Source organism: Cobetia sp. Ld8, assembly GCF_045066615.1.
GTDB lineage: Bacteria > Pseudomonadota > Gammaproteobacteria > Pseudomonadales > Halomonadaceae > Cobetia > Cobetia amphilecti.
In genome coordinates this window covers 263,654-283,840 of record NZ_JBISHF010000005.1, presented here as the reverse complement: position 1 = coordinate 283,840, position 20,187 = coordinate 263,654, and the positions used below count along the sequence as shown (strand labels likewise).

At 63.2% G+C, this 20,187-nt stretch carries 14 protein-coding genes; 6 read left to right on the top strand and 8 right to left on the bottom strand.

Annotation, left to right across the window (positions count from 1 at the left end):
- Nucleotides 1–391: 391 nt before the first annotated feature.
- Complete coding sequence (gene cobA / locus ACJJV2_RS01785) at nucleotides 392–1,378, bottom strand: uroporphyrinogen-III C-methyltransferase (RefSeq protein WP_405277887.1); 987 nt, start codon at nucleotides 1,376–1,378, stop codon at nucleotides 392–394.
- Complete coding sequence (locus ACJJV2_RS01780) at nucleotides 1,347–4,211, bottom strand: molybdopterin-dependent oxidoreductase (protein ID WP_405277885.1); 2,865 nt, start codon at nucleotides 4,209–4,211, stop codon at nucleotides 1,347–1,349. Before ACJJV2_RS01780 ends, cobA begins: the two co-directional genes overlap by 32 nt.
- 842 nt (nucleotides 4,212–5,053) lie before the next feature.
- On the opposite strand from ACJJV2_RS01780, the gene ACJJV2_RS01775 reads away from it, so the two are divergent.
- Genes ACJJV2_RS01775 through nirD form a run of 3 tightly spaced genes read left to right on the top strand, consistent with a single transcriptional unit; the run spans nucleotide 5,054 to nucleotide 9,611 of the window.
- A complete protein-coding gene (locus ACJJV2_RS01775) occupies nucleotides 5,054–6,496 on the top strand; it encodes an NAD(P)/FAD-dependent oxidoreductase (RefSeq protein WP_405277883.1) in 1,443 nt (480 codons plus the stop codon).
- A complete protein-coding gene (gene nirB / locus ACJJV2_RS01770; RefSeq protein WP_405277881.1) occupies nucleotides 6,493–9,150 on the top strand; it encodes a nitrite reductase large subunit NirB in 2,658 nt (885 codons plus the stop codon). The genes ACJJV2_RS01775 and nirB overlap by 4 nt, the downstream gene beginning before the upstream one ends.
- Nucleotides 9,147–9,611 (top strand): nitrite reductase small subunit NirD, encoded by a 465-nt coding sequence (gene nirD / locus ACJJV2_RS01765; RefSeq protein ID WP_405277879.1) that lies wholly within the window; start codon nucleotides 9,147–9,149, stop codon nucleotides 9,609–9,611. The genes nirB and nirD overlap by 4 nt, the downstream gene beginning before the upstream one ends.
- 473 nt (nucleotides 9,612–10,084) lie before the next feature.
- Here nirD and ACJJV2_RS01760 read toward each other — a convergent pair whose 3' ends face one another.
- From ACJJV2_RS01760 to ACJJV2_RS01735, 6 genes are all read right to left on the bottom strand, one after another.
- Nucleotides 10,085–11,014 carry a branched-chain amino acid ABC transporter permease gene (locus tag ACJJV2_RS01760; RefSeq protein ID WP_199852415.1) on the bottom strand — a complete coding sequence of 310 codons (930 nt, stop codon included), beginning with the start codon at nucleotides 11,012–11,014 and terminating at the stop codon, nucleotides 10,085–10,087.
- A gap of 73 nt (nucleotides 11,015–11,087) precedes the next feature.
- Nucleotides 11,088–11,975 carry a branched-chain amino acid ABC transporter permease gene (locus tag ACJJV2_RS01755; protein WP_192839126.1) on the bottom strand — a complete coding sequence of 296 codons (888 nt, stop codon included), beginning with the start codon at nucleotides 11,973–11,975 and terminating at the stop codon, nucleotides 11,088–11,090.
- Between the two features lie 107 nt (nucleotides 11,976–12,082).
- A complete protein-coding gene (locus tag ACJJV2_RS01750) occupies nucleotides 12,083–13,264 on the bottom strand; it encodes an ABC transporter substrate-binding protein (RefSeq protein ID WP_405277904.1) in 1,182 nt (393 codons plus the stop codon).
- A 244-nt stretch (nucleotides 13,265–13,508) separates the two neighbouring features.
- Nucleotides 13,509–14,312 carry an ABC transporter ATP-binding protein gene (locus tag ACJJV2_RS01745; protein ID WP_405277876.1) on the bottom strand — a complete coding sequence of 268 codons (804 nt, stop codon included), beginning with the start codon at nucleotides 14,310–14,312 and terminating at the stop codon, nucleotides 13,509–13,511.
- On the bottom strand, nucleotides 14,309–15,142 hold the full coding sequence (locus ACJJV2_RS01740; RefSeq protein WP_052384708.1) for an ABC transporter ATP-binding protein: 834 nt from the start codon (nucleotides 15,140–15,142) through the stop codon (nucleotides 14,309–14,311). Before ACJJV2_RS01740 ends, ACJJV2_RS01745 begins: the two co-directional genes overlap by 4 nt.
- A 618-nt stretch (nucleotides 15,143–15,760) precedes the next feature.
- Nucleotides 15,761–17,143, bottom strand: coding sequence for an L-serine ammonia-lyase (locus ACJJV2_RS01735; RefSeq protein WP_043334655.1), 1,383 nt, complete (start codon nucleotides 17,141–17,143; stop codon nucleotides 15,761–15,763).
- Between the two features lie 257 nt (nucleotides 17,144–17,400).
- On the opposite strand from ACJJV2_RS01735, the gene ACJJV2_RS01730 reads away from it, so the two are divergent.
- The 3 genes from ACJJV2_RS01730 to ACJJV2_RS01720 all read left to right on the top strand — a co-directional run bounded on the left by ACJJV2_RS01730 (nucleotide 17,401) and on the right by ACJJV2_RS01720 (nucleotide 20,054).
- A complete protein-coding gene (locus ACJJV2_RS01730) occupies nucleotides 17,401–18,411 on the top strand; it encodes a LysR substrate-binding domain-containing protein (RefSeq protein ID WP_131432742.1) in 1,011 nt (336 codons plus the stop codon).
- Nucleotides 18,412–18,564: 153 nt separating this feature from the next.
- Nucleotides 18,565–19,299 (top strand): hypothetical protein, encoded by a 735-nt coding sequence (locus ACJJV2_RS01725; RefSeq protein WP_107335965.1) that lies wholly within the window; start codon nucleotides 18,565–18,567, stop codon nucleotides 19,297–19,299.
- A 428-nt stretch (nucleotides 19,300–19,727) separates the two neighbouring features.
- Nucleotides 19,728–20,054, top strand: a complete 327-nt coding sequence (locus ACJJV2_RS01720; RefSeq protein ID WP_054557224.1) for a hypothetical protein — start codon at nucleotides 19,728–19,730, stop codon at nucleotides 20,052–20,054.
- The last annotated feature ends 133 nt before the right edge of the window (nucleotides 20,055–20,187 follow it).

The following is a 20,187-nucleotide window of genomic DNA, read 5'->3' as shown; positions in this document are numbered from 1 at the left end:
GCCTCTAAGCATCATCAAGCGGTGAGGAGCGTTGCTCGATCACCTGTTCCGTAAGGAGTGCGGCGTATTCTAGCGAATCGCCCGGAATTGTCAATCGATGATTTCGAAGCGGGCTTCAAAAACATCAAGCAAAACAATCACCTGCAAACCTCTTTCACCGCTGGTGACGCCATGCGTCCCCGGCAGCGGATGCGTACTTTACGCACGAACCGCCGTGAGGGCAAGGGATTTTTGGCAGCAATGTCCAAAAGAGTGCAAAGCGGGCCCATGCGTTTCTCTAGCGCCATCAGGACGACATCTCGAAGGGGACCACATGGAGAGCCCTCTATATAGTCAGTTTTCTACCGGCGCTTCCAGCGCCGCCCCATCAAGCGCACCTTCCATCCCCCCCTCAACACGCTTCTTCAAAAGCTTCCCTGCAAGACATGTGAGCCGCTGCATGCGCGACAGCATCGGCCAGCGCACTTTCTCGCCCAGCCGCCATCTGGCAGACACTGCCCACGATGATCAGGCACGGTGTCGGCAATGGATGCTCGGCCAGACGACTCACCATATTGCCGAGCGAGCCATGCAGGGTCTGCTGCTCGGGAAGGCTGGCATTGGCGACCAGCATCATCGGCCAGTCCGCCGGCAGTCCATGACGCTGCAACTCATCACAGATCACCTCGAGACGATTGAGCCCCATATAGAAGAGAAGCGTTTCATCGCGACGCGCCAGCTGCTGCCATTCAGGCTGCTCACTCTTGCTGCAGAGCTGAGCGGTCACGAAACGCAGACGCTGTGCATGCGCCCTGTCCGTCAATGGCATTCCCAGGGCAGCGGCCGCACCGGAAGCCGCGGTGATGCCCGGCACGATATGACGCGTGATGGCGGCATCATCGAGGGCCGCGAGCTCTTCCCCCATGCGGCCGAAGACACCGGGGTCACCGCCCTTGAGGCGTACGACCCGCATGCCCTCCCCCGCCAGGCGTACCATCAGCGCACCGATCTCATCCTGCGGCACACTATGATTGCCGCAGGCCTTGCCGACGTAATAGCGCTCACAGTGCACCGGTAGCTGAGCGAGAATCTCATCGCCGACCAGGCGGTCATAGACCACCGCATCCGCGGCATTCAGCATTCGCCAAGCCTTGAGCGTCATCAGGTCCGGATCCCCCGGCCCCGCGCCCACCAGCGCGACCTGGCCCGGAAGAAACGCCTCCCAGGCGGGAGAAATCCCGTTGGCATCGCTGCGCGCTGGCGCATGCCGATTCTCGCCACGCCAATCGCGCCGCGACACCAGGCCGTCGGTCAGCCGTGCCATGAGAATCCCGAGAGACTCTGCACTGCTGGATACCGATATCAGGTCACGCCATTTCCAACGAATCAGTCCGCTCATCGGATCGCTCCTCTTCCACAAGACGTTTGAGTTCAGGCAGGCAGGAACCGCAGCGAGTGCCGCAGGCCAGTCGCGCGCCCAGGGCTTCCACGGAACCGTCACCGGACTGGATGGCCTGACGAATGGTCAGTTCGCCGACCTGATGGCAGGCGCAGACCATCGCCCCGACGTCCGCCTGCCCGGAGAGACGGCCGGCCAGCAGGCTGCGCCGCTCATGCGCGGAGAGCTGCTCTGATGCGAAGCACTCGCCCAGCCAGGCGATATTGGGTTGGCGATCGAGGTGTGCGTCACCCGGCATCACCTTCAGCCACCAGACAAGACGCCCATCACGAAAGCCCGCTGCGCTGATACCACCCTGGGCGGCGTCCTGTGCCCAGAGCCCCGCCGAGACACCCAGATGGCTTTCGCACCAATGCTGCCAATCCGGCTGACCCTGACCTGCCAGCTGGTAGCGCACCAATGCCGATTGCGGAATACGCGCCCAGTAGCGTCCGTCGAGCTGGGCCACGGCATCTGCCAGATCCTCACGCCCGGCCAGAATGGAGGGGGCGATCAACAAGGTGGCCTGCCACTCGCACGGCAATGACTCGACCTCGACCGCGCCATGCTTGGATTCCGGCTGTCCGGAGAAGGGATCGACGAGCCCCGCCAGCAGCGCACCGGCCCGAGCGTGACTCGCGAAGTGGTCGCTCCAGTGCATCGGAATGAATACCTCCCCGCGACGCTGACCACTGCTGATGCGGACGCGAGCCCGATAATCTCCACGCAGCCCGCCCTGCTCATCACGCCCCTTGAGCTGCGCGAGACCGCCATCCTGCAAATCACGAGCCGCCGCATCCTGCGGATGAAGCTCCACGAAAGGCTCGGCACGATGATTCATCAGGCGAGCACTGCGCGCGGTGCGCGTCATGGTGTGCCACTGATCACGGATACGCCCGGTATTGAGGCGCAGCGGCGCCGCATCGCTCAGCGCCTGTTGCGGCAATTGCGGTACCACGGGCACCAGCCGTGCGCGCCCATTGGGTGTGTTGAAGGTGGCATCCTCGAACAGGCGCGGCGTGCCGATCAGCTCGCCCTTGTCCCCACGGCGTACCGGCCACTGGATCGGCTTGAGCGCGTCGTAACCCGCGCGATCCAGCTCCGCCAACGGCGCGATGTTGAACAGCCGCTTGACCGAGGAAGTCGCCGATGGCTTGCGACCGGCCTTGAGACGCGGCGCAGAATTGCGAAACCCCGAGAGGCGGGCGTGCTCACGAAAGATCGCGTGGGGGCCCGAGTAGTCGAAAGCCTCCTGAAAGCCCATGCGCTTTCCGACCTCCGCCAGCTGCCACCAGTCATGACTCGCCTCACCCGGCGGAGTTAGCAGGCCACGCTGACGCGAGATGCAGCGCTCGGAGTTGGTGACGGTGCCATCCTTCTCGCTCCAGCTGCTGGCCGGCAGCACCACATCGGCGTACGCCAGGGTGTCACTGTCGGCCATGCACTCGGAGACGATCACCAGTGGGCAGGCCGCCAGCGCCGCACGCACTCGTGCGCTATCCGGCAGGCTCACCGCCGGGTTGGTCGCCATGATCCACAGTGCCTTGATCTCGCCACGCCCCAGCGCCGCAAACAGCTCGACCGCCTTGTGACCAGGCCCCTCGGGCAAGTTCGATGCCTTCCAGAACTCGCTGACCAGCGCCCGCGCGCCCGGCGTGTCGTAATCCATATGTGCCGCCAGCTGGTTCGCCAGCCCACCGACTTCGCGGCCGCCCATCGCATTGGGCTGCCCGGTGATGGAGAACGGCCCCGCGCCCGGCAGTCCGATCTTGCCGCCTGCCAGATGACAATTGATGATCGCATTGCCCTTGTCGGTGCCACTGGTCGATTGATTCACGCCCTGGGAGAACAGCGTGACCACGTGCAGCTGGGTGGCGAACCAGTAATAGAAGGTCTCGAGACGCTCCACATCGATATCGCAATCCCGCGCAATCGCGGAAAGCGAGCAGTCGTCACGCTTCGCCTGCTTGAGTGCCGCATCGAAACCCTGGGTGTGGGCCTCCAGATAGAGGCGATCGGTGCGTCCGCGCTCGGCCATATAGGCCAGCAAGCCATTGAAGAGGCGCGCGTCGCTGCCGGGGCGAATGCCTAGGTACAGGTCCGCGATCTCGCAGCTGTCGGTCAGGCGCGGGTCGATCACCACGATACGCAGCAAGGGATTGTCGATACGCGCCTGCTTGAGGCGCTGGAACAGCACCGGGTGATTCCAGGCCAGATTGCTGCCGACCAGCACCACCAGCTCGGCACGTTCGAGATCCTCGTAGCTGCAAGGCACGGCGTCTGCCCCGAAGGCACGCTTGTGCGCCACGACCGCCGAGGCCATGCACAGCCGCGAATTGGTATCCAGGTGCGGTGTGCCGATGAAGCCCTTGAACAGCTTGTTGGCGAGGTAATAGTCCTCGGTCAACAGCTGCCCCGACAGATAGGCGGCGATGCTGTCCCCACCCTGGGTGCTGCGCAGCTCACCGAAGCGAGCGGCGATCAGGTCCAGCGCCGTATCCCAGCTCACCTCTCGCAGCACGCCTGCGGCATCGCGTATCTGAGGCCGTGTCAGACGGCCGCTGGGTGACAGTGTCTCGGCAAGCGCAGACCCCTTGACGCACAGACGCCCGTAATTGGCCGGATGGTCGTTGTCGCCGCTGACGGCGGTGATCCTGCGCTTGAGCTCACCGCCCTCCTGCACCTGGGTTTCCAGCTCAAGCGATACGCCACACCCGACACCGCAATACGGGCAGGTCGTCGAGGCGCTACAGGGGGAAGACTCACTTGTGCTCTGGGGCTTGCTGGCCTGCATCGACATCACTCCCTGGTGCAGTAAGCATGAAAAAAGGCGCCTGATGACCCGCCACGTAATGTGCGGTCATCAGGCGCCTTTGCCTGTCGTTGTCAGTCCTGGTCTGCCCTGCAGACTGACAATGGAAACTGACGGTGGATACGGTCTCGTCATGCCGATGGGTGCGCAATCTCGTCTTCGAGACGTCGACATGGCGTGCATGATTGAAGAGCCGCCGTTGGCCGGTTCGCGAGTCTCGCAACAGTGAAGCTTGCGGAGTCGCGAACCCTCAATCAGGTATCACACCAATGACCTGACAGACGCACTTAACAGACCAACCCTGACCAATCACCAGAAATAACAATCACTTGGCCGTCATAAGCTACCGAAGCAGGAGGCGAACAGCGCGAGACGGCCAGCGCCAGGCACCGCTGACGCACCAGCCATGTGCATCAGCGCATGCGACTGCACCAATCCCTGCCTTGATGCCACCCACAACCGCGACCGACTCGACCATGGCAGGACCTCGCCTCGAGCATCTGCAACTGCAAGTGGATGAAAAATAGCGACTTTCTCTGAAGCGGCACCGAATTCGCCTGAGTATCGGCAGGTTGGGTCAATGACGACCCCGAATCGCAGGTCTCGCAGCGCATCACTCCGATGAGTGACATGCAGCAGCCAACGGTCCGCCAGACCTGCCGCAGTTGTGGGTGACATCGACATCGTCACCTGAACACTGCAACTCGCTATCCAATGCTTAGCCCTCATCTTCCAGGCAAAGGCGCCTGCTTGACGTCGTGATCATCACGGCGGCAAGCAGGCGCTTTTTTTATGCGTCCAGAACGTCAGCGCAAGGAGGCAGAATGCATCCGTCATCTACCACCCGCGAGCCTACGCCAGCACTGGTCATCATCGGCCACGGCATGGCGGCGCAGAAGCTGTTGGAGCAGCTGGTCTCGCTGAGCCCTGATCAGCAGCTGCCCTGGCCGGTCACGGTGATCGGCGAGGAGCCCAACCTCCCCTACAACCGCATTCAGCTCTCGCCGCTATTGGCCGGCGAGACACAAACCGAAGGCCTGATCAGCCAGCAGGCCGACTGGTTCTCGCGGCACGGCATCACACGAATCAGCGGCGACCCCGTCAGCCAGATCGATCGCGCCACCCGCTGTGTCGAGACCGCCAGCGGTGGCCGCATCCCCTATCAGCGGCTGGTGATCGCGACCGGCTCACGCCCGGCGTTACCCCTGCCTCTGCCCGCTCACCTGCCAAAGGCGTCGTCCGCCAATGACTGGCCGCCGGGACTGATGGGCTTTCGCGATCTGAAGGATGTCGAGCAGATGCAGGCCGCCTGCCTTGCTGGACGGCAGGCGGGCGCCGGCGCACTGGTCATCGGCGGCGGGCTGCTCGGGCTCGAGGCCGCCGAGGGCCTGCGCAAGGGTGGCCTTGAGGTGACGCTGCTGCAGCGCAGCGAGCGCCTGATGAACCGTCAACTGGATGAGGTCGCGGCCGGACTGCTGGAGCAGGAACTTCGCGAGCGTGGCCTCGACATCATCACTGGCGCGCACCTCGAAGAGTGGCTCGAGTCGCCGGTGGGCCGCATCAGCGGCGTACGCCTCACGGATGGCCGCGAACTGCGCGCCGGACTGACCATCGCCGCCACCGGCATCCGCCCCGAAATCGAGCTTGCACGTGCTGCGGGGCTGACCTGTCAGCGCGCCATCCAGGTCGATGGCTACCTGCTCACGAGCGATCCACACATTCACGCGCTGGGCGAATGCTGTGAGGTGGCTGGCGAGACCTTCGGCCTGATCGAGCCCATCTGGGCGCAGATCGAAGTGCTCGCCCGCCAGCTTCTCGTGCAACCGACTCCGCCCTATCGCAATGTGCCACTGGCGACGCGTCTCAAGGTCAGCGGCATCGACCTCTATAGCTGCGGCGAGCTTGCCCCCCAGCCGAATGACGAGGTGCTGGTCTATCAGGACCACTCCCTGGGCGACTACCGCCGACTGCTGCTGCGCGAGGAGCGCCTGGTCGGCGTGGTGCTCTACGGCGACGTCAGTGCCGGCAACGCCCTGTTCGAAGCGCTCAAGGCCGGTACGCCACTGACCCGGATTCGCGAAGACCTCCTGCTGATGCCGGCAGAAGCCCTGGCAGGACTGACCCAGAACGGCCCGCCGACGGCGCCCGATGACCCCAGCGGGAAGCCGGGCACTCAAGACATGACAGACCAGCATCGTGATCGCGACACCACAAACAAGACCGACAAGACCGACAACACCCCTGACACCTTCGAGGAGGCCGCATGAAACACCTGATCATCATCGGCAATGGCATGGTTGGCCATCACTGCGTCGAGCAGCTGATCGCACTGGGCGCTACCGCGCACTACCAGATTCATGTCTTCGGCGAAGAACGCCACATCGCCTACGACCGCGTGCATCTCTCGGAGTATTTCACCGGGCGTGATGCCGAATCTCTCGCGCTCGGCACCGCCGACGACTACCGCAAGGCGGGCGTCACCCTGCACCTCGACGAGTGCGTCACCGCCATCGACCGCGATGGCGGCCATGTCATCACCACGCGCGGGCGCTACCCCTACGACAGCCTGGTGCTGGCGACCGGCTCGACCCCCTTCGTGCCGCCCATCCAGGGCCTCGGTGAGCCGGGAAGCGAGGCCGCCGCCAGCAATCGTCTGGTCTACCGCACCCTGGAAGATCTTGATCAGATTCGCGCTGCCGCCGATGGCAAGACACATGGCGTGGTGGTCGGCGGTGGCCTGCTCGGGCTGGAAGCCGCCAATGCCCTCAAGTCACTCGGCCTGGAAGCGCATGTCGTCGAATTCGCGCCACGCCTGATGCCGGTGCAGCTGGATGAGGATGGCGGCCTTGCGCTCAAGCAACACATCACTGCGCTGGGCGTGGGGGTGCACCTCAATCGCGCCACCACCGACATCGTGCCCGGCGAGCACCATCAGTGGCGGATGAACTTCGCCGATGGCGAGTATCTGGAGACCGACCTGATCGTGTTCTCCGCCGGCATCCGTCCTCAGGACGCGCTGGCACGCAGCGCCAGCCTCGAGATCGGCGAGCGTGGCGGCATCATCATCGATGACGAATGCCGCACCTCGGACCCGGAAATCTTCGCCATCGGCGAGTGCGCTCTGTGGCAATCACGCATCTTCGGGCTGGTCGCGCCGGGCTATCAGATGGCACGCGGCGTGGCGTCCCTGCTGGCCGCCAGCGCTGGCGATGCCGCAAGCGCCTCTCAGGAGAGCTTCCGCTTCCAGGGCGCCGACATGTCCACCAAGCTCAAGCTGCTGGGCGTGGATGTCGGTTCCATCGGCGACGCCCATGGCAAGAGCGAGGGCGCGATCAGCTATCGCTACTGTGACGAGGCCGACGGCGTCTATCGCCGCCTGATCGTCTCGCAGGACCGCAAGCAGGTGCTGGGCGCGGTACTGATCGGCGACAACTCGCGCTACGACACCCTGCTGCAGTACGTCACCAATGGCATCGCGGCGCCCAAGGACCCGGCGGCACTCATCCTGCCGGATGCCAGTGGCGAAGCCATCACGCTGGGCGCGGATGCCCTGCCCGACAGCGCCACGCTGTGCTCCTGCCACAACGTCTCCAAGGGCGATGTCTGCAGCGCCATCGATGCCGGCAACAGTGATCTGGGCGCCATCAAGGCCTGCACCAAGGCCAGCACCGGCTGCGGGGGCTGTGCGGCGCTGCTCAAGAAGGTGGTGGATGCCGAGCTGGAAAGTCGTGGCGTCGAGGTCGATCGCTCACTGTGCGAGCACTTCGCGCACACGCGTCAGGAGCTCTACTCGCTGGTGCGCGTCGAAGGCATCGAGACCTTCGCCGAGCTGATGGCCAGCCACGGCCGCCATCCGGATGCCTTGGGCTGCGAGATCTGCAAGCCGGCGGTGGGCTCGATTCTGGCCTCGTGCTGGAACGCGCCGATCACCGAGTCCTCGCACATTCCGCTGCAGGACACCAATGACACCTTCATGGCCAACATGCAGAAGAACGGCACCTATTCCGTGGTGCCACGCATCCCCGGCGGCGAGATCACGCCGGACAAGCTGATCGCCATCGGTGAGATCGGCAAACGCTACAACCTCTATACCAAGATCACCGGCGGTCAGCGCATCGACCTCTTCGGTGCCCAGCTGCATGAACTGCCGGATATCTGGAGCGAGCTGATCGCCGCTGGCTTCGAGACCGGCCACGCCTACGGCAAGTCCACCCGCACGGTGAAATCCTGCATCGGCAGCACCTGGTGTCGCTATGGTGTGCAGGACAGCATGGCGATGGCGCTGACGCTGGAAGACCGCTACAAGGGCCTGCGTTCCCCGCACAAGCTCAAGTTCGCCGTCTCCGGCTGTACCCGTGAATGCGCCGAGGCCCAGAGCAAGGATGTCGGCGTGATCGCCACCGAGAACGGCTGGAACCTCTATGTCTGCGGCAACGGCGGCATGCGCCCGCGTCATGCCGAGCTGTTCGCGACCGATCTGGATGACGAGAGCCTGATTCGCACCATCGACCGCTTCCTGATGTTCTACATCCGCACCGCCGACCGCCTGCAGCGTACTTCCGTCTGGCGCGAGGGCCTCGAAGGCGGCCTCGACTATCTGAAAGAGGTGATTCTCGAGGACAGTCTGGGGCTCGGCGAGACCCTCGAAGAGCAGATGCAGCAGGTGGTGGACCGCTACGAATGCGAATGGGCCAATGCGCTCAAGAGCCCCGAGAAGCTCAAGCGCTTCCGCAGCTATGTGAATGACCAGCGCCCGGACCCTGACGTGGTCAATATCGTCGAACGTGACCAGATTCGCCCCGCCAGCCGCGATGAACTGGCCAGTGGCAACCTGATCATCAGCGACGGTGGCGCCCGCGAAGCAGTGGCAGAACATCAACCTCAGTCAACGACCCACCTGGCCACGGAGGTACGCTCATGACATCGCCTGCACTCGCCACGACATCTACCGATCCGCTCTCCAGCCCGTCCTCTGCAACACAGGACACCTCTGCCACGGCACAGACGCCGCTACGCTGGGTGACACTCTGCCAGCGCGAGGACCTGGTGCCGGGCTCCGGCGTGGCCGCCTGGCTTGAGGCGGACGGCCAGGCCTGCCAGATCGCCCTGTTCACGCTGCCGGCCACAGCCGATAGCGATGACCTCACGCTGTTCGCCATCGACCATCATGATCCGGTGTCAGGCGCCAACGTGATTGCCCGCGGCCTGCTGGGTGATCACGCCGGAGAGCCACTGGTGATCTCGCCACTCTACAAGCAGCGCTATCGACTCAGTGATGGCCAATGCCTGGACGACGACACACTCGCATTGACGGTGTGGCCTGTGCGTCTGGCTGGCGGCGAGGTACAGGTACAGTGCCAGCGGGCAGACGATGCCTGCTAGCCACACCCGCTATCCACACCCGCTATCCACACCCGCAAGCCACATAAGTTATTGATGACGTACGGATATGCTCGAAAAACGGCACGCATTTGGTGCACAACCATGCTGCAACGCACCATGAATCGCCCAACAGCGCGCACGCCTCGAGTCATCTGACCGCCACCTGGCAGCCCACAAACAGGCACCAATACCTCAAGCCATTGTTTTTATTGAGGATACCAAAAAGCTGGCATCGGGCATGCAATCTATACAGCGAGATGGCAAATGGCGGCTATCTCGCATGGCGTGCTCATTGCTGAGTCGAGGATCCGGGACCGGCGTATCCCCCTCGATATACAATGGCATTTAAGTCCACCCTATTTGGGGTGGACTTTTTTTATGCCTGAAGTCATCGGCAAGTCATTGATTTCTTTGCTTCAGAGCACGATGGGCCACTCACTCTGTCTCGCTTCCCCCCTCTCGCTTCTCGCCGCTCATTTTTCTTCCCGCTGCTGACGACGCGCGATCCAGCGCTGACATTCCCCGATGATGCCGCTGCGGAAGCTGAGCACGCAGACCACGAAGATGGCGCCCAGAATCACGCTGACCCAATCCCCCAGCGCGGATTGCGCCAACTGATGCTGCAGCCCGATGACCAGCCCGGAGCCCACCAGTGGCCCGAGCAGCGTGCCGACGCCGCCCAGCAATGTCATCAGGATCACCTCCCCCGACATGTGCCAGCTGGCATCACCCAGCGAGGCGAGCTGGAACACCAGCGTCTTGGTCGCTCCCGCCAGGCCCGCCAGCCCCGCCGACAACACGAAGGCCACCAGCTTGTAGGCATCGGTGTGATAGCCCAGCGAGATGGCGCGCGGTTCATTCTCGCGGATGGCCTTCAGCACCTGACCGAAGGGGGAATGCACGACGCGCCGGATCAGGGCAAAGGCCGCCACGAAGATCGCGAACACGAAGTAATAAAGGGTGTGGTTGTTCGCCAGATCGAACACGCCGAACAGCTCACCGCGCGGCACGCCATGCAGGCCATCTTCCCCGTGGGTGAACGGCGCCTGGATGAAGAAGAAGAACATCATCTGGGCCAGGGCCAGCGTGATCATCGCGAAGTAGATGCCCTGCCGTCGGATGGCCAGCGCCCCGAATAACGTCCCCAGCACTACCGCGCCGAGCGTACCGGCCACGATGCCCAGCGCCGGACTCAGGCCCGGGTATTCCGCGAGCAAGAAGCCGGTGATATAGGCGCCCGTGGCCAGGAAGGCGGCATGCCCGAAGGACAGCAGCCCCACGAACCCGAGCAGCAGATTGAAGGCGCTGGCGAACAGCGCAAAACACAGAATCTTCATCAGAAAGACGGGATAGGCGACCCAGGGTGCCAGCAACCCGAGCAGGAACAGCACGAGATACAGCATGCCCAGCGGGGTGATTCTGCGCGGCGCGCTGCCTGCACGCGCGGCCTGGTGATCCTGTTGCAGTACGGCCATGTCAGGCCTCCTTTCCGAACAGCCCGGCAGGGCGAAGCATCAACACCATCACCATCACCACGAAGATCACCGTATTGGCGGCCTCGGGATAGAACACCTTGGTCAGCCCCTCGATCAGCCCCATCGCGAGCCCGGTAAGAATGGCGCCGAGAATCGAGCCCATCCCGCCGATGACCACCACCGCGAACACCACGATCAGCAGGCTCGAGCCCATGGTCGGCGAGACGGGATACAAGGGCGCGGCCAGCACGCCGGCGAAGGCGGCAAGCGCCACACCGAGCCCGTAGGTCAGCGACACCATCAAGGGCACATTGATGCCGAAGGCCTGCACCAGCTCGGGGTTCTCGGTTCCCGCGCGCAGATAGGCACCGAGGCGCGTGCGCTCGATCAGGAACCAGACTCCGAAGCAGACCACCAATGCCGCCACCAGCACCCAGGCGCGGTAGGTGGGCAGGAACATGAAGCTAAGCTTGAAGCCACCACTCAGCGCCTCGGGGATCGGATAGCTCGCCCCCGAGACACCGAACAGATTCACCAGCGTGCCCTCGAAGATCAGCGCCAGCCCGAAGGTCAGCAACAGGCCATAGAGGTGATCAAGGTGCTGGATGCGCCGCAGCAGCAGACGCTCGACCACGATGCCCAGGGCCCCTACCACCAGCGGCACCACGATCAGCGCCGTCCAGTAGTTGAGCCCCAGATATTGCGCTCCCAGCAGCGCCGCGAAGGCGCCCAGCATGTACTGGGCACCATGCGCGAAGTTGATGATGCGCAACAGACCGAAGATCACCGCCAGCCCAAGGCTCAGCAATGCATAGAAGGCACCGTTGATCAGCCCCAGCATCAGCTGACCGAACAGCACCATCAGGGGTATTCCAAAAATCATGGTCATCCGCACATTCCTTTTCAGCGCCCATTCGCGTCAGCCGCTCGGCGCTGCCGATCATCCGACCGGCAGCGCCATGTCATACGCCTCAGCGACTCGACTGACGTTCGGCTTCAGCCCTTGACCAGCTCGCACTGGCTGTCCGCCAGCGGTCGGTAGGCTTCAGCGCCGGGAATGGTGCGGATCACGTCATAGACATCCCACTCGCCTTGGGATTCGGAGGGCGCCTTGACCTTGACCAGATACATGTCATGCACCATGCGCCCATCGGCACGGATGGCGCCGTTGTTGGCGAACATGTCGTTGACCGGCGTCTCGCCCATTCTGGCGCGCACGGTGGCGGTGTCATCGCTGCCGGTGGCCGCGACCGCATTCAGGTAATGCAGGGTGCTGGAGTAGATACCGGCCTGCACCATGGTCGGCATGCGCTCATTGCGCTCGTGATAGCGCTGGGACCAGGCACGTGTCTCGTCATTGAGGTCCCAGTACCAGCCGGTGGTGAGCTGCAGCCCCTGCGCCACCTCAAGCCCCAGGGCATGCACGTCATTGAGGAAGATCAGCAGCCCCGCCAGCGACTGCCCGGCCTGTACCACGCCGAACTGACTCGCCGTGGTCAACGCATTGACGGTGTCCGACCCGGCATTGGCCAGCCCGACGATCTTGGCCCCGGAACCCTGCGCCTGCAGGATGTAGGAGGAGAAATCACTGGTCGGGAAAGGATGGCGCACCTTGCCGACGATGGTGCCGCCGTTCTCGTTCACCACCTTTTCCACATCGCCTTCCAGGGCATGACCGAAGGCGTAATCCGCGGTCAGCAGGAACCAGCTGTCGCCGCCTTCATCGACGATCGCCTTGGCCGTGCCATGCGCCAGCGGATAGGTGTCGTACACCCAGTGGACATGATTGGGCGTGCAATGCTCATTGGTGATGCTGGAAGCCGCCGAGCCGGAGACGATTCCCAGCGTGTCCTGTTCGGCGAGAATCCGCGTCACCGCGATGCTCACCGATGAGGCCACCAGCCCGGCGACCATGTCGACATTCTGCTGATCGATCCAGCCGCGTACCGTATTGGCACCGACATCGGCGCTGTTGCGGTCATCGGCACTCAATACCTCGATCGGCATGCCGTTGACGCTGCCGCCGAAGTCCTCGACGGCCATCTTGAGCGCATCGAGACCGCCCGGGCCTGCCAGGTCACGATAGGTGCCCGACATGTCGGCCAGATAGCCGATCTTGATCACGCCATCGCTGATATCGGCCTGCGCGATTCCCGCCGACAGTAGTGACCCCATCATGAGCGCGGACAGCGGCAACAGGCGCCGGCGTGTGGCCGCCGTGATGCAGCGTGACAACGGTGACGCGACAGGGGTGGCGTTGGATGAAACGGTGGCGTTGGATGAAGCAGTGGCGTGCATGACATCTCCAGACCGGTTTCCCGGCAATATTGTGATTGTTGTGGCGAGACGTACGGACTTCAGATTGGCGAGTGCAAGGCTGTGCATGGCGGCCAGCCCTGTGCAGCTCAGCTCGAGCGGGAGCTCAGACCCCCAGTACCTTGTGCAGATATTCGTGGCGGGCCGGCAATTCGGCCGCGCTGATCTCTTCCAGAATGGTGCCGTGCTCCATCAGGTAATGACGGTCGGCCAGCGGTGCAGCAAAGCGGAAGTTCTGCTCCACCAGCACGATGGTCATGCCGCGCGCCTTCAGCATCATCAGCACTTCGGCCAGCTTCTGGTTGATGACCGGCGCCAGCCCCTCGGTGATCTCATCCAGCAGTAGCAGGTCTGCCCCGGTGCGCAGGATGCGCGCCAACGCCAGCATCTGCTGCTCGCCACCGGAGAGGCGCGTTCCCTGACTGGTGCGCCGCTCATGCAGATTGGGGAACAGCGCATAGAGCTCATCCAGCGACATGCCCTGGCCCTGGCTCTGGCTCTGGCCTTGGCCCTGACCATGTCCTGTGCTCCTAACCAGCGGTGGCAGCAGCAGATTCTCCTCGACGCTCAGGCTGGCGAAGATGCCACGCTCCTCGGGGCAGAAGCCGACACCGAGATGGGCGATGCGATGCGGCGCCAGCCCCATGCTGTCCTGCCCCTTGATGAGGATCTCGCCGCTGCGCCGGCCGACCATGTTCATGATCGCGCGCAGCGTACTGCTGCGACCGGCCCCGTTGCGCCCCAGCAAGGTCACCAGTTCGCCGCGCCGCACCGTCATGTTGACGCCATGCAGCACATGGGACTCGCCATACCAGGCGTTCAGCTCGCGCAGGCAGAGCTGCTCTTCCCCCAGCGGCGAGTCGGCCGCCGAGGCTTGCCTGTCCGTCGCCTGCTCCATAACCACCGTCATGAAACCTCCTTGTGCTCATCCGCCGTGGACTCGGGCGCTTCACTGCCCAGATACGCTTCACGCACCTCGGGGTTGGCCGACACACTGGCGTAGTCGCCTTCCGCCAACACCCGGCCGCGCGCCAGCACGCTGATGCGATCGCACAGACGGCTGACCACGCTCAGATTGTGCTCGACCATCAGCACCGTACGGCCCCGCGCCGCGACACGAATCAGCTCGACCACGCGGTCCACATCCTCGGCGCCCATGCCCTGGGTCGGCTCATCCAGCAGCATCAGCGTGGGCTCAAGCGCCAGCGTGGTCGCCAGCTCCAGCGCGCGCTTGCGGCCATAGGGCAGACTGGCGGTCACACGGTGAGCGTCATCGCGCAGCCCTACCTGCTCCAGCAGATGCAATGCCTGCTCGTTCAGGCTGTCGAGGCTGCGTTCCGGCTTCCAGAAATGAAACGAGGTGCCCTGGGGGCGTTGCAGGGCGACCCGCACGTTCTCGAGCACCGTCATCTGGGAAAACACCGCCGATATCTGGAAGGAGCGAACCAAGCCCAGGCGCGCGATCTCATGCGACTTCATGCGAGTGATGGATTTGCCGCGATAGAGAATCTCGCCGCGGGTGGCCGGCAGAAAGCGCGTCAGTAGATTGAAGACTGTCGTCTTGCCGGCGCCATTGGGGCCGATCAGGGCATGGATATGCCCTTCCTGCACCTGGAGATTGACGTCATCGACAGCCGTGAAACCTCGAAAGTCCTTGCTCAAGCCACGCGTCTCGAGAATCGGGGCTGTCGCAGATGCGCCCCCGCTGGCACGCGGCCCCTGAATGGGCGGTGATGGCATGTCAGTACTCCGTCCTGACCGGCAAGCCGGTGGTCTGTGTCTTCCAAGAGACATGAGGGCTGTTCGTCAGCGCGGATGCCCGCAACATCGCGGTTCGTCATCGGCACGCAGCATCAACAGGCGCTATCCACAGGCCCTTGATATGCGCCATCGTTGCGATCGGCGCAACTGACGTTAACGTAAACTAGAACAGCGAGAGGCGCGCTGCCAGCGGCAAGCGCGCTCACTCGACCAATAGCCGATATATCAGCGACTTCTTTACAACGCAGCCCTCCCGAGACATCTCGAGGCCGGCAGATTCCCCCACCAGCCCGAGCCGAACAGTCGAGATGAGCGCAATTCCCGCCATAAAAAAGACGCCTGTCCGTCGCGGAATACCGCGCCGAAGAGGCGTCAACGAGGGTTGCCGAGATCATGACCTCTGGCCGGAGATCATGTACCTGACAAGAGACAACGGGTTTGGCCGGAGGCGGCTGGCCTCCGGCGGAAAGTCATGGCAGTTCGACTCAGGTTCACATCACACAGGTTCACATAGCGCGGGTTCAAGTCACGCAGACTCAATTCAGTCAGACTCAATCCAGTCCAGGTCACGGAACCTGCCAGTGGCTAGCGGTCGTATCAGCATTCGATGGCGTTGACCGCGAGACCGCCCTTGGAGGTCTCCTTGTACTTGTCCTGCATGTCGCGGCCGGTGTCACGCATGGTGCGTATCGCCTTGTCCAGCGAGACGAAGTGATCGCCATCGCCGCACATCGCCATCTGGGCGGCATTGATCGCCTTGACCGAGGCAATCGCATTGCGCTCGATGCAGGGAATCTGCACCAGCCCGCCGATCGGGTCACAGGTCAGTCCCAGATTGTGCTCGAGACCGATTTCCGCCGCGTTCTCGACCTGCTCCGGCGTCGCGCCCATCAGCTCGGCAAGCCCGGCGGCCGCCATGGCGCAGGCGGAGCCCACCTCGCCCTGACAGCCGACTTCCGCGCCAGAGATGGAGGCGTTCTTCTTGCACAGGATGCCCACCGAGGCTGCCGTGAGCAGGAAATCGACCACGTCCTCCTCGCGAGCATCTTCCTGGAATTTCATGTAATAGCTGAGCACCGCTGGGATGATGCCGGCCGCGCCATTGGTCGGCGCCGTCACCATGCGACCACCGGCCGCGTTCTCTTCATTGACCGCCAGCGCGAACAGGTTGACCCAGTCCATCGCCGAGAAGGTCGAGGTGATGATCGACTTGCTGGATTCCACATCCAGCAGGCGTGCATGCAGACGCTTGGCACGACGCTTGACGTTGAGCCCGCCGGGCAGCACGCCTTCATGCGTCAGGCCGTTGTCGATGCACTCGTTCATCACTTCCCAGATGCGCCAGAGCCCACGACGTACCTGGGTCTCACTACGCAGCGCACATTCGTTGGCCATCATCAGCTCGCTGATGCGCATCTTGTGCATGCGACACAGCGCCAGCAGTTCATTGGCGGTGTTGAATTCATACGGCAGACGCAGGCTTTCGTCTTCCAGCAGCGGGTCACGCGCGGCCTCGACTTCGTCGACCACGAAACCGCCGCCCACCGAGTAATAGACATTGCGATACAGCTCATCGCGATGGCCGTAGGCGATCAGACGCATGGCATTGGGGTGATACGGCAGCGGCGCATCGTGCCACTGCATGTCACGTACCCACACGAAGGGCACCGCGATGCGGTTGTCGAGCAGCAGTGTCTGGGACTCCAGCAGCTCTTCGATGCAGGGGTCGATGATCGCAGGGTCGATCGTTTCCGGCAGCTCGCCCATCAGGCCGAGGATGGTCGCCTTGTCGGTACCGTGGCCTACGCCGGTGGCAGACAGCGAACCATGCAATTGCACCTCGATGCGCGCCACGCGCTCCAGCTGGTCACGCGAGCGCAGGGTCTCGACGAACTGCGCGGCAGCACGCATCGGGCCGACGGTGTGCGAGCTGGAGGGGCCGACACCGACCTTGAAGAGATCAAATACACTGATGGACATGACAACACCTCATCTCGGAAACTCGCCGCGCCTGAGCGCCTGCCAGTGGATGAGGCAATGATGATGGATGGGGGCGGACGCGACAAACCATAAAAATTGGTCGCGGGTTTAGCCTGACTAAACCCTATGCATCAAAAACGGCGTAAACTATGCTCTTCGCGCCACCTTGTGCCCTGATGCCTTTAGCTACCACCGCCATCTGGCCATCGCGGCTTCTCCCTCACTATCTGCCTCCAGCGCTTGCATGAGACCCGCCCATGACGTCTTCCCTCGACAACACGCCTGGTACTGGCCCCGTCGTGCCGCCGACGGCGACCGGCACGCCCGCCACCACACCGAGCCTGCGCCACCTGAATGGTCAGACCCATGCCTGGCTGCAGGTATTCGCCTGCGCCGCGCGTCATGGCTCCTTCACGCGTGCGGCGGAAGAACTGCACGTCACCACCGGCGCGGTGAGTCAGCAGATCAAGCAGCTGGAGGAGCGGCTGGGCTTCAAGCTGTTTCTGCGTCGTTCACGTGGACTCGAGCTGACAGGGGAAGGCGCGCGACTGGCGCGTGTCGTGGAGCAGTCCTATAGCGCGGTGGGACTGGAGGTCAAACGGCTGCGCAGCGGCTTGATGAGCGGTGTACTCAGGTTGCGTTCGGTGCCGTCATTCCTCTCCAAATGGCTGGCGCCCCGACTGCCGCGCCTGCAGGCACGCTTTCCGGATATCGAGCTGCACGTGCGCGCCGAGGACAGTGACTCACCGCTGCGCGAGGGTGATTTCGAGCTGGCGGTCGACCTCAACGACGGCCACTACCCGGGCATGCAGGTCACCGACCTGATGGAAGAGGAGATCTTCCCCGTCTGCCATCCTGGCCTGATGCGCGGCCGCCCGCCGCTGCGCAGCGCAGAGGACCTCGCCTGGTATCCGCTGCTGCACGACATCACCGCCTGGCGCGGCAGTCACGATCACGCCGAGTGGGAATTCTATCTGGCCAGCATCGGCGCGCCCGAGATCAACGTTCAGCGTGGCTATACCTTCAACCGCAACCACCTGTCGATGGAGGCTGCCATCGCCGGCATGGGAGTCGCGATGGCAAGACGCACGCTGATCACCGACGAGCTGTCGCGCGGCACGCTGATCGCGCCCTTCGCGCAGCGGGTGCTGACCGGCAAGCGCTACGTCATCGTCCATCCCCACGGCACCCTGGATGATGGCCGCATCCAGGCCGTGCATGACTGGATCGTCGAGGAAGCCGAGCGGGATCGGTTACGTCAGAGCTGACGAACATTTCCGCTCGGCGCAACATCGATGCTGAAATGGAATCTCACAGTTTTCTTACCAGAATATTAACTGAGCACCTTTGCATCGTTATAATGAGCAGGCAAACAACACCCTCACCCTGACAGGCAGTCCATGGACTGTCCGGAGAGTCCCTTGTCTCGCCTGACTTCGCATACCCAGCACCATAACGCTGTCCCGCTCCCCATCAGCGCCGAACAGCCGCTGTATGGGCGCAAGCCCACTTCGCTCTTCATGCAAGCCTGCCTGCGCCTGGCCATCTATGCGCCGCTGGTGGCCGCGATGATGTCGCTGGTCATGCATGATGCCCACCACTTCGGTGATGTCGGCTTCAGCGAAGCCAGCTGGACAGAACACATGCAGAGCACTCTGCTGGCGTTGAGCGCAGCCACCATGTGGTTGGTGCATTCACGCCTGCCGGACCTGCGCACCATCAGCCTGCTGCTGTTCGGCCTGTTCGCGGCGTCCCTGATCCGTGAACAGGACGCCCTGCTCGACGGCATGATCGGCGATGGCAGCTGGCAGTTCCTGGTCAGCGTGGTCGCGATCCCGGTCATCATCGGCGTATGGCGCAACCGCAGCCGCTTCATTGCCGAGTTCGAGCACTTCGGACGCAGCTTCGCGTTCGGCCTGTTCGGAGCCGGCTTCCTGGCGACCTACGTCTTCTCACGCCTCTACGGCCGCTCGGAATTCTGGGAAACCCTGATGGGGGACTCCTACCTGCGTTCGGTCAAGAATGCCGCCGAGGAAGTCACCGAACTGTTCGGCTACACCCTGATGGCCATCGCCGTGATCGAGATCGTGCTGCTGGCGATCCGCATGGGCCGCCAGCGCCGCGCCCTGCTGCGTGAACTCAACGCCAACGACTGAGCCCGGCAGCAAAACCCTCTTGCCGAGCTGCGCGCATGACCTGTCGCATGGCCGTCACTTCGCCCTGCCCCATGAAACAACGCGAAGTGACGTGACAAGACATGAAGCACAGCATGAAGCGCAAGAGACAGACAGACCCGTGACTCTCCCAAAAGCCGCTGCTCACCTGAGCCGCGGCTTTTTTTCGTTTCTACTCTCAACAGGCTTCGCGAGACAGTCTCTGCTCGACAGTCTTCTCTCGACAGGCTGCGCTAGACAGCCGTCTCTCGATAGCCATTGCGCGAGGCGCTGAAAGGAAACGGCTGGACATCAAATGAGAATGATTATATTTTACTAAGCAGTGGATACAATTCAACTATCGCCACTGCCACAGGAAAGCACCGACAGGATCTTGACCGTGTCATGCCCTCATTCTCAAGGAGCCTCACATGCGCTGGTTCAGTAGCTACCGCTTGCACGGTCATAGTCTTGCCCCCAGTCTCCCGCAGCACAGCCTCATCATCAGCATGCGCTGGCCCAGTCGCTGGCGATTGACGCCCGGCGCCACCGTCGTGGTGGAACATCCCAGGCTCGGCCAGCTGGTCAAGCGCCTGCATCGCATCGATGACAACGGCCGCCTGTGGCTACGTGGCGAGCACCCCGACGGCTTGAGCAGCGAGCAGATGGGGCCGGTCTCCCGTCAGTGCATCAAGGGCCGTGTCGTCTTCAGCGTGGCGGCAACGCCTTCGTCTCACCAGTTGCGCCACGGCGCCTGATAGCCCCCAGGGCACATCACGCAGCTCTGGAACGACACAGTTCGAAGGTGGCAAGGTCCGTAAAGAAAAGCCTGAAGGCGACACAGCCCGTAGAGAAAGACCCGCAACGTAAAGCCCACAAACGACAACGCCC